Origin of the sequence: Vibrio sp. 10N.286.51.B11 (assembly GCF_041469245.1) — a bacterium.
Classification (GTDB): domain Bacteria; phylum Pseudomonadota; class Gammaproteobacteria; order Enterobacterales; family Vibrionaceae; genus Vibrio; species Vibrio crassostreae_C.
The window spans coordinates 67763-83408 of record NZ_JBFRKI010000003.1; the positions used below are offsets into that span (position 1 = coordinate 67763).

Below are 15646 nucleotides of genomic sequence, written 5' to 3' on the forward strand. Positions count from 1 at the left end.
ATGAAAATCATAGAGACTATTTCCAACACTCGGCTGCTTATCTTAATGACCGCACTGCTGATGGTGAGTGGTATTTCTGCGTTCATGACGTTGCCACGTGCAGAAGATCCGGTGATCATCAACCGTTACGCGAACATTACTACCAGTTTCCCCGGCGCCAGTGCCGAGCGTGTTGAAACCTTGGTAACAGAAGTTATCGAGAACAAGCTGCGAGAGCTGAGTGAAGTTAAGTTAGTGAGCTCAACCTCAAGGCCGGGCGTGTCTATTGTCACCTTAGAATTGAATGACACCATCACCGAGCCTGAGCCGGTTTGGTCTCAAGCTCGCGACAAGCTATCTGACATCGAATCCATTTTGCCTGCGGGCTCTCATTCTCCCGATCTCGACAGTGACCACACCTATGCTTTCACAACCATCGCATCTCTAACCTGGTCTGGTTCAGGCGAGCCTGACCGATTAACACTCGGGCGTTATGCCAAAGAACTCGCTAAGCGACTAAGAACTTTGTCGGGTACCGAGTTCGTTGATGAATATGGGATGCCACAAGAAGAGATTCAAATCAGTTTGCGTACGGCCGATGCCGCTGCTCTAGGGCGCTCAAGTGCCAATATTGCTGAGTCGCTAGAAGGGGCGGACGCCAAAAACTCTGCCGGTGAATTGGTCAGTGCTTATTCTCGCTTTGGCTTAGAGATTAAGTCTGAGCTTGATTCCATTGAACGTATTAAACAGGTGCTAATAGCCACCGACAGCAACGGTCACATCATCCGCATGGAAGACATTGCTTCTGTGAAACGTGGTGAGAAAACCCCACAAGACCAGATTGCCATTATTGATGGTGAGCCGGGTGTGATTGTCGCGGCAAGAATGCATCCTGATCTGCGAGTTGATAATTGGACGTCGCGAGCTAATGCTCTGATTGGTAAATTTGAGCAAGAGTTACCAAGTAACGTTAAGGTGACCGTGCTCTTTAATCAGCAAGGTTATACCGAAACTCGCTTAGACGATTTAGGCAAAAGCTTGATGATCGGTTTCGGTCTGATTTTGATTGTGCTGTTTGTCACTTTAGGCGTGCGTGCCGCGATCTTAGTCGCCATTTCTCTGCCGTTAACCTCATTATTGACCTTGTCGATCATGAAAATGACCGGTGTACCGATTAACCAAATGTCGGTGACAGGCCTAATTGTGGCGCTCGGGATCATGGTTGATAACGCGGTGGTGATGGTCGATACCATTCAAGCTTATCGTTTGAAAGGGCAACAACGAGCAGAAGCGACCATGAATGCATTGAAGCATTTATGGGTGCCGTTATTAGGCTCAACTTTAACTACCGTGTTGGCGTTTGCCCCGATTATCTTGATGCCGGGTGCATCGGGTGAGTTCGTCGGTGGTATTGCGATTACCGTTTCTTTCTCATTGATCGGCTCTTACATCATCTCGCACACCTTAATCGCAGGCTTAGCGACTAAGCTACTGCCGAAACAACTCAGTGATGTCGACAAGAAAGGACAGTACCATTGGTACATGACCGGCTTAAGAATCCCGGCTTTGACGCGCTGGTTCTCGTCTTCTGTCCGCTTTGGTGTCACGCATCCAATTATCACGATTGCTTTGGTGTTGTTGGTTCCGTTTACCGGTTACTGGAGTATGTCTCAGCTGACTGAGCAATTCTTCCCGCCATCAGACCGAGACATGTTTGAGATCCAGGTGTACATGCCGCCGCAAGCGAGCATTTATGCCACTAAAAACACCTCTGAAAAAATCGACGATATCATTCATCGTTACCCTGAAGTGGAGCGTATCGATTGGCTCGTGGGTGCAAACTTCCCATCCTTCTATTACAACCTGCAAGCAAGGCAAAATAATGCGCCATACTTCTCGCAAGCCATGGTGAAAACAGAGAACTTTGACCAAGCCAATACGCTAATTCCACAGTTGCAAAAGGTGTTGGATGAAGAGGTGCCGGAAGCACAAATCTTGGTACGTAAGCTTAACCAAGGGCCTCCATTTACCGCGCCCGTTGAACTGCGAGTGTATGGTGAAAACCTCGATACGTTGAAAGCGATTGGTGAGGATGTGCGATTGATTTTGGCGGGTGTTCCTCATGTGACGCACACAAGGGAAACCCTGCAACCAGGTACTCCGAAGGTGTGGTTGAAGGTTGATGAAGACACCGCAAAGCTGAATGGTATTTCATTGAACCAGTTCGCAGGTATGCTGCAAACTACTCTGACAGGTCGTGAAAGTGGCTCTGTGATTGAAGGCAGTGAGTCGGTACCAATCCGTGTTCGTGTGGCAGATGAGGCGCGTGAAAACTTGGTTCACTTAAGCAATATTCGTCTGCCAATCAGTTCTGATGTCTACTCAACAGGGATCAATGTTTCGACGCTGGCAGAACTGGAATTGACGACCAGTCGCGGTGCGATTACTCGTCGTAACGGGCAGCGTGTGAATACCATCGAGGGTTACATTGAAGCGGGTGTCTTACCTCAAACCGTACTTAATGAATTCCAAAAACGCTTAGCAAGCTATGAGATGCCATCGGGTTACACCATTGGTTTTGGTGGCGAATCAGCGGAGCGAGACAATTCAGTCAACAGCCTCATCTCGAATGTCGCAGTCGTGGTGGTATTGATGGTGCTGGTGGTGGTGATGTCATTCAACTCGTTCCGAATGAGTAGCATCATCTTCATGGTAGCAGGATTGGCTGGTGGGTTAGGGTTGTTGTCGGTGTGGATTTTCGGTTACCCATTTGGTTTTACGGTGATCATCGCGATGCTCGGGATTGCGGGCTTAGCGATTAACGCTGCCATTGTCATTCTGACCGAATTGAAGTTAGACAAGGAGGCTTCCTCTGGGAATGTTGATGCAGTCGTTGAGGCTGTTATGTCGTGTACTCGTCATATCAGCTCAACCACGATTACAACCGTGGGCGGCTTTATGCCACTGATCATTGCTGGTGGTGGCTTCTGGCCTCCATTTGCGGTCGCGATTGTGGGCGGTACCGTATTAACCACCCTTATCTCGTTCTACTTTGTACCTGTGGTTTATCATTTGATGACTCGAAATCAGCGAAAATCCATGACTACTCAAGCGGCATAACTGTTTTTCAATTTAACGTCTCTTCAATTTGGCTACTCTTTAATTGCCCATAATCGAGCCGTATCTGGCTCGATTATGGTGTGGTTATTCTCGATAAATTCATCCCAATTCCTACCTTTTTGTTGTGCTTTTCACCGCTATTACGCCCTCAATTAGTCAAATTATCCTTTCTGTTAGTCATTATATTCTTTCAATTCGTCACATTAGTGCATAGATGAATGCTTGATTATCTTGTTGGTGAATGAGTGGGTGTTTTGAATAATCTAACCAGTGAATACCTTGTAAATGATATGTGAATTCACAATTTTGATGGGCGTCACACTTCTATTTATTCGCTCTTTCTAATGTACCTTGAACTTGCCCTGAGCAGTGGTGACGCGCGAGTGTTTATCTACTTTTTCTAAATCCCTTGTCAGTACTGGCTCCATCTGTGTAGCACGCTATTGATGTGTGTCTTAATCGCTTACTGCTTCTTAGTTTTCGTCTTCATAAATGGAAGGTTAGTTTCCAAGTTTGTTTGGTGAGCTTTCAATTTCAACTCTTCATAATGCGCCGAATGTAACAATGTATTTCAAAGTGTAACAATTAAGTCATGTTTTCTGTGTGGTTTTAACCCAGCAGTAACGAACCTTATTGCATTGCTTTTTGAGATGCGGCGTTTCACATGCTCAACACATAAATATTCTAATGATCATGACAACCAGTACTCAGACGTTCGTTCTGAGGCTGGATAACCATCGAGAAAGTTAATGGAAGCTTCAAGATATAAACGCATTTTATCGAGGACAAATTTGTCGAAGATTGGTTTGCTGGGAACCGTTCTGATGCTCGAAGGATGTAACTCCGCATTGCTCGACCCAAAAGGTAGCGTTGGCGTTCAGGAAAAAGAGCTGATTATCACGGCTCTGTTGCTGATGTTGATTGTCGTCATCCCAGTGATTCTGATGACCATCTACTTTGCTTACCGATACCGCGAGAGCAATACCACGGAAGAGTATGCACCTGACTGGGCACACTCAACCAAGATTGAAGTGGTGGTATGGACGATTCCAATCATCATCATCGCGATTCTAGCCACCATCACTTGGCGAACAACACACGAATTAGAGCCATCAAAGCCTCTGGTGAGTGACGTTAAGCCTATGGTGATCGAAGTGGTCTCTCTGGACTGGAAATGGCTGTTCATCTATCCGGAGCAAAACATTGCGACGGTTAACTATGTTGCGTTCCCGAAAGATGTTCCGGTGACGTTTAAGCTGACTTCAGACAACATCATGAACGCATTCTTTATCCCGCGTCTTGGTTCGCAGATCTACGCGATGCCGGGAATGGTGACCAAGTTGAATTTGATTGCAAACCACGAAGGTGACTTCAAAGGCTTTGCATCGAACTACAGTGGCAAAGGGTTCTCACAGATGAAATTCACCGCATCAGCTCTGCCTGATCAAGTGGCATTTCTAAACTGGGTGGAAAAAGTGAAAGCAAGCCCTGATCGCATTGAAGATTGGGAGCAGTTCCGTTCATTGGCAGCGCCAAGTGTGGCTGAACCTGTGACTCTGTTCTCCAGTATCCCACCATTTTTATTCACTGATGTTGTGACCCAGCACCCTGGTTCAATGAACTGTTTGCCGGAAACCCAAGGATAATCGTCATGTTTGGAAGATTAACTCTAGACTCAATTCCCTACCACGAACCCATTATTTTGGTCACGTTAACCATGATCGCTCTAGTGGGCAGTTTAGTGGTGTACGCGGTAACCAAAGCCGGTAAGTGGCAATATCTTTGGAATGAATGGTTTACGTCGGTAGACCACAAAAAATTGGGCTTCATGTACATTGCTGTTGCGATGGTGATGTTAGTTCGTGGCTTTGCTGATGCGGTCATGATGCGTAGCCAGCAATTGCTTTCTGCAGCCGGTGAAACGGGCTATTTGCCGCCACATCACTACGACCAAATCTTCACGGCTCACGGCGTGATCATGATTTTCTTCGTAGCGATGCCTCTGGTTATCGGTTTGATGAACATCATCGTGCCGTTGCAAATCGGTGCTCGTGATGTTGCATTCCCTTACTTGAATAACCTGAGCTTCTGGCTGTTTGTGGTGGGTATTATCCTAACCAATATGTCACTGGGCTTAGGTGAGTTTGGCCGTACGGGTTGGTTGGCGTATCCGCCGCTTTCCGGCATTGAGGCAAGCCCGGGTGTGGGTGTCGATTATTGGATATGGGCGCTGCAAATATCCGGTGTGGGTACTACGCTAACGGGTGTGAACTTCTTTGCGACCATTTTGCGCATGCGTACTCCCTCTATGCCAATGATGAAGATGCCAGTATTCACTTGGGCATCTCTGTGTGCCAACATCCTGATCATCATCTCTTTCCCAATCCTAACGGTAACCATCGCGCTTCTGACGTTGGATAGATACATCGGCACGCACTTCTTCACCAACGACCTTGGTGGCAACGTGATGATGTATGTGAATCTGATTTGGGCATGGGGACACCCTGAGGTGTACATCCTAATCTTGCCTATCTTCGGTGTGTTCTCTGAAGTGACTGCAACCTTCTCTCGCAAAAAACTGTTTGGTTATACCTCACTGGTATGGGCGACGGTGGCTATCACTATTTTAGCGTTTGTGGTTTGGCTGCATCACTTCTTTACCATGGGTTCAGGCGCCAATGTGAATGCCTTCTTTGGCATCGCAACCATGATTATCTCTATCCCGACCGGGGTTAAGATCTTCAACTGGCTGTTCACCATGTACAAAGGTCGTATCCGTTTCACAACACCTATGTTGTGGACAGTTGGCTTCCTTATCACCTTCACCGTTGGTGGTATGACGGGCGTGTTAATGGCAGTACCGGGTGCAGACTTCATTCTGCATAACTCAGTATTCCTGATTGCGCATTTCCACAACGTAATCATCGGTGGCGTAGTGTTCGGTTGTTTCGCTGCGATTGGTTACTGGTTCCCGAAAGCGACCGGCTTCACTCTGAACGAGCTTTGGGGCAAACGCGCATTCTACTGCTGGATCATCGGCTTCTTGATGGCGTTCTTGCCGCTTTACGCTCTAGGTTTTATGGGCATGACGCGTCGTTTGAGCCAAGACATTAACCCTGAGTTCTTCCCACTATTGGCGGTTGCGGCTGCAGGTACGGGCGTGATTGCGATGGGTGTGGTGTGTCAGTTCGTTCAGATTTACGTGAGTGTTCGTGACCGCGACCAAAACCGAGATCTAACGGGTGACCCTTGGGGCGGACGTACATTCGAATGGGCGACATCGTCACCACCACCGTTCTATAACTTTGCAAAATTGCCTAAGGGCGATGAGATCGATTCGTTCTGGTATCAAAAGCAAAGTGGTGAGTTTGATCCAACTCAGGAAGAAGAATACGAACGTATTCACATGCCGAAGAACACACCGACAGGCATTTATGTGTCTGCATGGGCGTTGGCATTTGGCTTCGCAATGATCTGGTACATCTGGTGGCTAGCAGCTGCAAGCCTAGTGGGCATCGTGGTGACGTGTATTCAACACAGTTACAACGACGATGTGGACTACTACGTGGAAGTTGAAGAGATCAAAGCGATTGAAGCGGCTCGACGTGCACAACTTGAAGAAGCAAAGAAACAGTCAGTGAAAGGCGACAACTCTGGTCGTGGTAACAGCGCTGACGACGGTGACAACAACGAAAATAAAGATGATTTGGAGACGACGTATGCAAGCTAATACTCCGTCACACACTTATGATCTTGCACACTCGCATGATCATCACCACGAAGCGGCGGGCAACAAGTTGTTTGGCTTCTGGGTTTACTTGATGAGTGACTGTGTCCTGTTTGCCACGCTTTTCGCGACTTATGCCGTGCTTGAGAGTGGATCAATCGCAGGGCCGACAGGCAAGGACATCTTTGAACTGCCGTTCGTGTTTGTCGAAACCATGATGCTGCTGTTCAGTAGTATCACCTTTGGCTTTGGCATGATTGCAATGAAGCGCAAAGACGTTACCGGACTGAAGCGATGGATAAAAGTCACTTTCGTATTGGGCTTAGCCTTTATCTGTATGGAAGTGTACGAGTTTCATCACTTGATTGAAGAAGGCTATGGTCCTCAAGAGAGTGCGTTTCTTTCTGCGTTCTTTACCTTGGTTGGCACACACGGATTGCACGTAACGTTCGGTCTGATTTGGATGGCGGTGGCGTATCACCAGCTTTCAACCAAAGGCTTGAACGACAACATGTCGATGCGTTTCCAGTGCTTAAGCCTGTTCTGGCATTTCCTTGATATCGTTTGGATTTGCGTATTTACCATCGTGTACTTAATGGGGGTGATGTAATGGAACAGCATCTAGACAGCGGTGCAACGGATTATGTGAAAGGTTTTATTGCGTCACTAATTCTGACCATTATTCCGTTCTACATTGTGTGGTCACATGCGCTACCAAGCACGGAAACTTACGTGATCTTGTTCGGTTGTGCGCTGGTGCAAATCTTTGTGCACTTTAAGTACTTCTTGCATATGGAAGCGAAATCTTCCGATGGGCGTTGGAACTTGGTGTCACTGATGTTTACCGCCATTGTTGTATTGATTCTTATCGCTGGCTCGGTATGGATCATCTACAACATGAACGTCAACATGAAGTTGTAGGCTAGGGTATGCTGAAAAGATATCTGTCTATCACTAAACCGGGCATCATTTTCGGCAACCTGATTTCTGTTGCGGCGGGGTTCTTCCTCGCCGCAAAAACAGAACCAGCCAGTGCGATGTTGTTACTGACAACATTAGCGGGTGTGGGACTTGTGATTGCATCAGGTTGTGTTGTGAACAACATCTTTGATCGAGACATCGACCAGAAGATGAAGCGCACACAAAATCGAGAATTGGTTCAGGGCAACATCAATACAGACGTCGCTTTCGTCTATGCCTTGGTTTTACTGCTAGCAGGCACAGCGCTGCTGTTTCAGTTCGCTAATCCGATCTCTGCGGTCATGGTGTTGCTTGGCTATGTGTTTTACGTCTTTTTCTACACCATGTGGTACAAGCGTACATCGGTTTACGGCACTTTAGTCGGCAGTATTTCGGGCGCAGTTCCACCATTGGTGGGTTACTTGGCGGTGACGAATTACATTAGTTTGGAAGCGGTTTTGTTGTTCGCGATGTTCTGTTTATGGCAAATGCCACACTCGTACGCGATCGCGATGTTCCGCCTTCAAGATTATCGAGATGCAGGCATTCCTGTGTTACCGGTGAAAGAGGGCGTCGACAAAGCGCATCAGCACATGAAAGCCTATGTGGTAGCGTTTGGCGCAGTCTCGTTGGCGCTGTTCCTACTCGGGGAAGCAGGTTATGAATACCTAGCGGTGTCGGCAGCAGTCTGTTTTATGTGGACCAAAGTGACGTTTCGTAAGGTTGATTGCCTCAACTACCTCCAGTGGTCAAAGACCGTCTTCAAGGTCTCTCTGCTGGTGGTAATGAGCATCAGTGGTGTGCTGGGGCTGGAGTTGATTCCGTTGCCTACGCTTTTTTGACTTAAGTTTGTCGTTGAACCCTCAATGTTCTGAAGTCCGAGGGTTTGACGACCTTTTATCTGTTCCGCTTTATTTTATCTGTTCTGCTTTAAGCTATTACCCTTCAAAAATATCACCAAGCCAATCTTCAAGCTGTTCTCGTTTATCTTGTGGGCCGTTGATGATCACTAAGCCGTTTAGTATCGCGTGATCCCAAGAGATGGTGCCAGTTGCTAGCGCATCGAACACATCGAGTTCCGTAATCAGTAAGAGATCTTCCTCGGTAGGCAAAGTATCTCTGCCTGACACATCGACACCTTTCTCAAACTTCACTTGGCTGTAATGACCTTTAATTGCTTCGAATAAATTGAACTCAATTTTGCTTGGGTGGGGTTTCGCAAGCGCAGCCTTGATGGCAAAGAGTCGAAAGTGATCTGGCTTATTGAGGTTGTTGAATTCATTGTCTTGTCTGGCTGTGATTACGTTGCCAAACACCTCTAGTGAACCGGGCTCTGTCACCAAACTAAACCCGGTATCTTGGTGAAGGCCACAGGCAAACGTGAGTGAAGAGGTGAGTGAAAGAATCAAAGCAAATCGTTTTAACATAATGGTTATCGAGACCTGTAAAAGGATTAAGAATCTGACGGCAGCAGCCGAACCTGACGATAAAAAAGGGACCACAAAGGGTCCCTGTATTTGTTTGTCGTCCATGTAACGGTCAGCGAATCGATTGATAGCTATTTAGCGAGATTGTTTGCTAAGTAGCTTTCGTCAAAGAGCCATCGTCGAAGATCTATCGCCAAAGAGCGACCGTTCGAGCTCGCTATTAGCGAACGATGAGCATGATCTCTTCTGGAGTCATTGCCTTATCGAAGTAGCTCATGAATTGACCGAAGCCTTTGATGTCGCCATTCGAGAACGTGAATGCACCAGACTGTAGGTTGGTACCAATCACTTGTTGAGCGTTTGGACCTGCAATCAAGATTTGGTTCAGTACGGCACGAGTGGTGTCGATTTGAACGTCTGCGCCTTTCACTGCTTCTTCGTGTAACTGAGCAATACCGTTGCGAATTTCGATAGTGAATGCTTCGTTCGTATCAGAGAAGTTGTACGTTAGCATCATGTTCACGTCTAACGAGTTTTCTGCGATAAGCGTTGAAGTCATCATGTCGAAGATCTGCTTGCTTGGTAGTGCAGTAAGAACGTCAACAGAAGCGAAGCTGATCATGTTAGAGAAGTCACGTTTGTTCTCTAGTTCAGCCGCCGCGTTGAGCGCCCAGTTACGCCAGTTGATGTTCACTTGGTCTGCAGCCCATGCTTTGTAAGCTTGTGCTTTCATCTCACGAGCTTCCATATCTTGCTTGTTTACCGTGATTGGGTAAGAAAGAATTTCTGCTGCAAATGTGTAGTTCTCAGCCTTAATTGCTGCTTGTGCAGTCGTAAGGATGTTGTCACGACCGCCCATGATCTCTACGAATGCTTTAGCGCGTTGCTCGTAAGCCATTGGCTCTAGCTGCCATGGATCCGCTTCGAAGAAACCGTTGTAACCTACGTAAATCTGACGCACGGCGTGTGCAACAGTACCGTAGTGTTCACCTAACCAAGGGTGTTCTGCAAGGTGCTTAGGAAGTTTAACTACTTCAACTAGCTCGTCTGGCGTCATACCTTTGTTCATGTAACGGATAGTTTGATCATGAGTGTATTGAATCGCATCACGGTAAGCCGTTAGTACGTCAGCTACTGCTTCTTTACCTTCAACAGGACGACCGTGAGAGTTAATCATGATCTCAGTGTCGAACTTACGCATTACGTCGATGCCCTTGAACCACATTGATGGGTCACGGAATTTAGTACCACGGATGGTGTGAAGGTTAGGGAAGTTCTCACCTTGAAGTACTTCAGCCGCGTGCAGGATTTTCTGGTCTGGGAAGTAAACCACTAACTCATCTTTAGTTTCAGATGGCACGTTCTCGATGTGCATTTTCACGCCAGAAATTTCGATTTCGATGTGGCTTTGGCTTGGTACAAGCAGGTTTGGTTCGATGAACGAGATAGCACCTTGCATGAAGCGTGGACCAAGGCCGTCGTTTACTGTGCCGTGCTCGCCTTCTTCTACGTGCTTAGCACCTGTGTAAGAAGTACGGTGACCAAATAGAGTACCTAGGTTTGAAGACCAGTTAGCCACTGCAGCGGTTAGGCCTTCTTCAGCGATGATTTTTACTTCACCTGATGCCACTTCTTCGTCAGTCACCCACGCACACCAGAGATGTGGTCGATGTGGTTGTGAGAATAAATGATTGCTTTAACCGGCTTGTCGGTGATTTGACGGAATTGCTCTTTAACCGATTGAGCCATTTCTACCGACTCGCCTGGATCAACAATGATGATGCCGTCCGTACCTTCAATCATGACGGGTGTATCTAGACCGAAACCGTAACCAAGATATACGTTGTCATCTACTTTGATGATTGCTTGGTCCATTTTACGACCATGCTTGGTGAGGATTGGGTGAACATGGTCAGACTCAGCAGTGTAAGCTAGAGAATCGCCTGTTTTAGAAACAACTTGAATACGTTCGCCTTTTCCCCAGAACATGTTTGATTTGTGTTCGAATAGAACCTCGCTCTTGTAGCGAGCATCAAGATCAATGTTTTGGTATTGCGCAGCATTTGATGTCTGAAGTTCTTGGCCTATTTTCGATGTCGCTTCGACAATCGGTGTTGCAGATGCAAAACCAGAAGCAAGTAGAGTGCTCGCAATAGCAACAGGAAGCGCCATTTTTTTGAATGTATTAGTCATGGTAGTGACCTTATATTTGGATACAGGAATTGGATTTCTTGAGCCAAATGATAGAGGTGGGGGAGGTCGCTATCTACGCGCTAATAATATTTCAATCTATCGTTTTTTCGATGATTTGTTTGATAAACGATTGTATTGGCGATTAATTTTGATCTAAATCAATTAGTAAATGAGCTTGCAACAGATACAAAAATGCCCTGAAATTCAGGGCATTTGTTTTACAATTAGTCGCTAGTTCATGAGTGGCTGTGATACGAGTGAATAACAGCCAAATCATTGAATATTTAATTGCTTATCAAGAGCTAATCGTTTACCAAGCACCTAAGTATGACTTGTAAGATTGTAGGCGAACCGTTGCTGCACCGATTACATCGATGAAGCCCCAGAACGGATGTGGCTTCTCAGCTGAGATCCAAGCCGCGCCAGTTGAACCAATAGGGATGTTGTAACCTTCTGGTTCAATGATCTCAAGTACGATAGTACGACCTAAACCATTGCCGTTTCTTACCACGTGTTGACCGACGCTTTGTGGCCCCTGAAGTGGAGAAATACTCGACTCACCGGTACCGGCATTAAAGCTGTGTACTTTTGCTCGGAACACGTGGCCTGGGTATGCATCAACGAAGAACTCAGCGAAGTCTCCTACTTGAACATAGCCATAAGTTTGGTCTGAAATACGCATCTCAAGAAACTTTTTGCTGGTGTTGTAGAGGTGCATGTTACCCATGACAGAACCTTCAGCAATATTCACTATCGATACCTGACCATCAAACTCAGCTCTAATGGTCTTTTTCTCTTGCGCCCAATTTACTTTTTGTAAATCGGCTTTTAACGACACCAGTTCAGCATGCAGCACTCGAAGATCAGAGTCGTACTTTTCTACGTCACGCATATTGAAAATTTCAGGTGACGTTTCAGCACGCTCTAAGTCGCGATTCATTTGCTTGATCTCTTCTTCTTTCTGAACAATTGAAGATTCGATCTTTGCTTTGTCTGCGGCTGAGTCAATGTCGACGAGTGTGTAAATTACGTCGCCTTCTTTAACCATTTGGTTGTGTTCAACAAGCACTTGGTCGATCTGCTGGCCAAAGATCGGTGACATTACCGCGTGTGGTGCTTTCACTGTGGTTGAGTTGGTTAGATCAACGGGTGCCCACAAGCGAGAGATTACCGCTAATACCGCAAGAATCGTTACGCCACCAATGGCAGCCCATGTGTAGTTCTTGAAGTTCTTCTTAAGTGCGCCTGTCGCAAACAGTGACCATACAATTAGGATGTATGGAATCATCATCTCTTTCATTATGCGACCTCTTTTTCTGTAGCGGATGGTGTTGTTGGAGTCTTTTCTTCTGAAGCCTGTTCTTTTGAAGATTGCTCTACTGAAGACGGCTCTGTTACCGGTTGTTCAGGTGATACGTGGACTGCGGCTGTCTCTGTATTGGTCGCGTCTTGTTTAGGCTGAACACCACGGCGAATCACATCACTCAGTGATTGACCAATATGTTTCCAGTTCGCCAATGCGATAACCAAGGCGATAACCCAGAATGTTTTACTGATGAAGAGTCCGCAAAGTGACAGTGCAAACACGATCTGAACGTGAGCGCTTTTGTGCTCTTTTGCTTTATGCACACCCAGTTCATGCAACTGCCACATGCCGTAAACACCGGCTAATACCACAGCAATGGTCACTGAGAACAAGTAACCAGAGAAGGACTCCATCTGGAAGAAGTTCATCATCATTTCATTGGGATGATTGTTGAATTGAGACATGTCGATGTCTTTAGAATGGATTGTGCCTAATGGTGCAAGAGCCCATGCTCCCGCAAACATCACTGCCATAAACAGGCAGAATTTAATCAAGACCATCACAACGGCCCAGATTTTCTGGAAAACGATTTTTATAAAGTTCATATCTCAACCTAAATAAGGAGAGAGAAAGTGCAGCCTTGGTACAAGACTTTTAGAAGACATCTGAAAGAGGTGTTGAACTCACGTAACCGTATAGACCTACTGAGTCAAAAGTACTAGATGACAATTAAAAATCGCTTTGACCACGTAGACAACGCATTCTCGCGAATAGAGTGTTAAAAACACCTGGCGAAATCATTCTTAAGTAACGTCTACCATTGATAGGTTCGTTTGCTGCATTGGGTTTTAAGGCCGTCTTCCGTGATGTGTGCAACACCATCATCTACACATTTTTAGGTTTTCTGTTTAGGTTAAGAATTGATTTGTTGGCGAAATAATAGGAAGTGTAACTGGTGCTATCTACGCATTATTGCGATATTGAATTATCGTAATTACGATGAATTGAGTGGTTGCTTAAACGTGAGGTGGGTTTATTTGAACAGGCTCAAACTCGGCTTATAAAATATGTCTATTTAATTAGCCTGGATCATAGAAGTGGCTATAAAAGTATCAATAAGGCAGGACGGAAATATTGAATACTCCGACCAGTCTAGGGTGAGTTTGGGTGGATTAAGCGTTACTGGCACAGCGAAGAGATTTAGATTCCAATCTGGCGAATGTGGCAGCTATTCGAAAGAGTGAGTTGTTCTGACATTTTTGCTCTTTACCATATGATGCTTCCTTCTCAGTTTTGTTTTCTCAATGAGCATCCGTTGTTTCATTCTATCGCTTTTACGATAAGATAATTAAATCTATCGCCAAATGAGCACTGAATCATGAGTAATGACATTCCGAATTTTAACTTATTGGCTGTGTTTTCAGCGGTGATGGAGCAGGGCAGTTTGAGTAAAGCTGCGGATCAACTCAGTACCAATCAATCGACCATCAGCACCGCGTTAACTCGTCTAAAGAAAGAGATTGGCCAAGAGCTTTTTGTTCGCAAAGGAAGAGGTGTTGCGCCTACGTCTTATGCGCAAAGCTTGTATGAACAAATTAAAGCGCCGATCAATGAACTCAATGGCGTGTTTCAGTCGATGGCTAATTTTGATGAGCAATCCTCTGAGCGTAAGTTTGTTATTTCTGCACCTGAGCACTTACAGTGGGTACTTCTCAATAGTTTCGCGGCGCTTCCTAATCAAAACTTGTCGCTGGAAGTCTTTGATCAACCAGACAGTGATGAGCGCATTTATGAAGATCTTTTGACTCAAGAGTTCGATGCGATGATCGATATTGTGGTGCCTGAACACCCAAGTATCGTCAGTGAAACACTTTATGAAGGCGAGTTTGTGATCGTGTGTCGAGCTGATCATCCACGGATTCAAGGTGAAATCAGCGAAGCTCAGTTCCTAAGTGAAAAGCATGCTGTATTAGACAGAACACGACGTAAAGTTCGCAGTTTGAATCACTACACTTCTTTGGATCTGTCCCAGCGTAAAATCGTGTTTCACGGGCGCTCGCTGTTCAGTAATATTTTGCTGTGTAGCCAATCCGATTACATCACTGTCGTGCCTTTATCTATGGCCGTGCAGTTCCAAGAAAAGTTAAGTTTGCAGCTGTTCAAGCCGCCCTTTGAATATCAGCCGATATCTCATTACCTGATTTGGTTGAAGAAGCAGAACAGCGACCCCGCTCATAAATGGTTCAGAGAACAAGTCATCAATACATCAGATTCAATGTCGAAGGCGCTTAAAGATAGGCGGTTGCGATTTTAATTGAGAGTCTAAATCTAAGGGGAGTATTGGCTTCCCTTTTTTGTGTCGCTTAGTTGGTACTAGACAATATGTTAATAACAAAAAATTATTAAAATGAGAATATTTAATAATTTCACTGATTTGTGTGTGTTCAGTAATATACCTAGCAACAGAGAAGTAGGTGGCCTCAAGGTCAACCTAAACGAACATTACTTAGCTTCTGAACGAGGCTGAGATTAAAGTATCAAGGGCGAAATATGAAATTCCTACACACAATGATCCGAGTTACTGATTTAGACAAGTCTATCGAGTTCTATACCAAGGTATTGGGAATGAAGGAACTTGAACGCCATGAAAACAAAGACTACCGCTACACATTGGTTTTTGTTGGCTACGAGCAAGGCGGCACGACTATCGAGCTAACGTACAACTGGGATACTAACGAGTACGAGATGGGCAGCGCGTTTGGTCATCTGGCATTGGGTGTAGAAGATATTTACGCAGCATGCGACAAGATCAAATCGCTAGGTGGCAACGTCACTCGCGAAGCGGGTCCAGTGAAAGGCGGCTCAACTCATATCGCTTTTATTACTGACCCAGACGGCTACCAAATCGAACTGATTCAACTAGGTTAATCGAGG

Annotated in this window: 11 protein-coding genes and 1 pseudogene; 8 read left to right on the top strand and 4 right to left on the bottom strand. The window is 45.8% G+C overall.

Going from position 1 to position 15646, the window contains the following annotated elements; translation table 11 throughout:
- The 6 genes from AB4154_RS01475 to cyoE all read left to right on the top strand — a co-directional run bounded on the left by AB4154_RS01475 (position 1) and on the right by cyoE (position 8628).
- Positions 1–3099 carry an efflux RND transporter permease subunit gene (locus AB4154_RS01475; protein WP_372122049.1) on the top strand — a complete coding sequence of 1033 codons (3099 nt, stop codon included), beginning with the start codon at positions 1–3 and terminating at the stop codon, positions 3097–3099.
- A 749-nt stretch (positions 3100–3848) separates the two neighbouring features.
- Positions 3849–4745: a ubiquinol oxidase subunit II gene (gene cyoA / locus AB4154_RS01480; RefSeq protein WP_102393155.1), complete on the top strand. Its 897-nt coding sequence runs from the start codon at positions 3849–3851 to the stop codon at positions 4743–4745.
- 5 nt (positions 4746–4750) lie between these two features.
- Complete coding sequence (gene cyoB / locus AB4154_RS01485; RefSeq protein WP_372122050.1) at positions 4751–6829, top strand: cytochrome o ubiquinol oxidase subunit I; 2079 nt, start codon at positions 4751–4753, stop codon at positions 6827–6829.
- Positions 6819–7436 carry a cytochrome o ubiquinol oxidase subunit III gene (cyoC, locus tag AB4154_RS01490; protein WP_016792947.1) on the top strand — a complete coding sequence of 206 codons (618 nt, stop codon included), beginning with the start codon at positions 6819–6821 and terminating at the stop codon, positions 7434–7436. Before cyoB ends, cyoC begins: the two co-directional genes overlap by 11 nt.
- The gene (gene cyoD, locus AB4154_RS01495; RefSeq protein WP_010439794.1) at positions 7436–7747 is read left to right on the top strand and encodes a cytochrome o ubiquinol oxidase subunit IV; all 312 of its coding nucleotides are present in this window, start codon (positions 7436–7438) and stop codon (positions 7745–7747) included. The genes cyoC and cyoD overlap by 1 nt, the downstream gene beginning before the upstream one ends.
- Positions 7748–7755: 8 nt before the next feature.
- On the top strand, positions 7756–8628 hold the full coding sequence (gene cyoE / locus AB4154_RS01500; RefSeq protein WP_372122052.1) for a heme o synthase: 873 nt from the start codon (positions 7756–7758) through the stop codon (positions 8626–8628).
- Between the two features lie 96 nt (positions 8629–8724).
- Here cyoE and AB4154_RS01505 read toward each other — a convergent pair whose 3' ends face one another.
- From AB4154_RS01505 to AB4154_RS01520, 4 genes and pseudogenes are all read right to left on the bottom strand, one after another.
- Positions 8725–9213, bottom strand: a complete 489-nt coding sequence (locus AB4154_RS01505; protein ID WP_372122054.1) for a hypothetical protein — start codon at positions 9211–9213, stop codon at positions 8725–8727.
- Positions 9214–9433: 220 nt separating this feature from the next.
- Positions 9434–11406: pseudogene (locus AB4154_RS01510) on the bottom strand (alkyl sulfatase dimerization domain-containing protein).
- A gap of 310 nt (positions 11407–11716) precedes the next feature.
- On the bottom strand, positions 11717–12706 hold the full coding sequence (locus AB4154_RS01515) for an efflux RND transporter periplasmic adaptor subunit (protein WP_012604427.1): 990 nt from the start codon (positions 12704–12706) through the stop codon (positions 11717–11719).
- Positions 12706–13317 carry a hypothetical protein gene (locus AB4154_RS01520; protein ID WP_017065282.1) on the bottom strand — a complete coding sequence of 204 codons (612 nt, stop codon included), beginning with the start codon at positions 13315–13317 and terminating at the stop codon, positions 12706–12708. The genes AB4154_RS01515 and AB4154_RS01520 overlap by 1 nt, the downstream gene beginning before the upstream one ends.
- Before the next feature lie 773 nt (positions 13318–14090).
- Between AB4154_RS01520 and AB4154_RS01525 the strand changes: the two genes are divergently transcribed.
- Together AB4154_RS01525 and gloA are read left to right on the top strand one after the other, a co-directional pair.
- Entirely contained in the window at positions 14091–15026 is a 936-nt protein-coding gene (locus AB4154_RS01525; RefSeq protein ID WP_017070445.1) for a LysR family transcriptional regulator, read from the top strand.
- A gap of 236 nt (positions 15027–15262) precedes the next feature.
- Positions 15263–15640: a lactoylglutathione lyase gene (gloA, locus tag AB4154_RS01530; RefSeq protein ID WP_017084654.1), complete on the top strand. Its 378-nt coding sequence runs from the start codon at positions 15263–15265 to the stop codon at positions 15638–15640.
- The last annotated feature ends 6 nt before the right edge of the window (positions 15641–15646 follow it).

What these genes read in the sequence shown, in the direction of transcription:
- AB4154_RS01475 (WP_372122049.1), top strand. Translation starts at nt 1, where the DNA reads ATGAAAATCATAGAGACTATTTCCAACACTCGGCTGCTTATCTTAATG.
- cyoA (WP_102393155.1), top strand. Translation starts at nt 3,849, where the DNA reads ATGGAAGCTTCAAGATATAAACGCATTTTATCGAGGACAAATTTGTCG.
- cyoB (WP_372122050.1), top strand. Translation starts at nt 4,751, where the DNA reads ATGTTTGGAAGATTAACTCTAGACTCAATTCCCTACCACGAACCCATT.
- cyoC (WP_016792947.1), top strand. Translation starts at nt 6,819, where the DNA reads ATGCAAGCTAATACTCCGTCACACACTTATGATCTTGCACACTCGCAT.
- cyoD (WP_010439794.1), top strand. Translation starts at nt 7,436, where the DNA reads ATGGAACAGCATCTAGACAGCGGTGCAACGGATTATGTGAAAGGTTTT.
- cyoE (WP_372122052.1), top strand. Translation starts at nt 7,756, where the DNA reads ATGCTGAAAAGATATCTGTCTATCACTAAACCGGGCATCATTTTCGGC.
- AB4154_RS01505 (WP_372122054.1), bottom strand. Translation starts at nt 9,213, where the DNA reads ATGTTAAAACGATTTGCTTTGATTCTTTCACTCACCTCTTCACTCACG.
- AB4154_RS01515 (WP_012604427.1), bottom strand. Translation starts at nt 12,706, where the DNA reads ATGAAAGAGATGATGATTCCATACATCCTAATTGTATGGTCACTGTTT.
- AB4154_RS01520 (WP_017065282.1), bottom strand. Translation starts at nt 13,317, where the DNA reads ATGAACTTTATAAAAATCGTTTTCCAGAAAATCTGGGCCGTTGTGATG.
- AB4154_RS01525 (WP_017070445.1), top strand. Translation starts at nt 14,091, where the DNA reads ATGAGTAATGACATTCCGAATTTTAACTTATTGGCTGTGTTTTCAGCG.
- gloA (WP_017084654.1), top strand. Translation starts at nt 15,263, where the DNA reads ATGAAATTCCTACACACAATGATCCGAGTTACTGATTTAGACAAGTCT.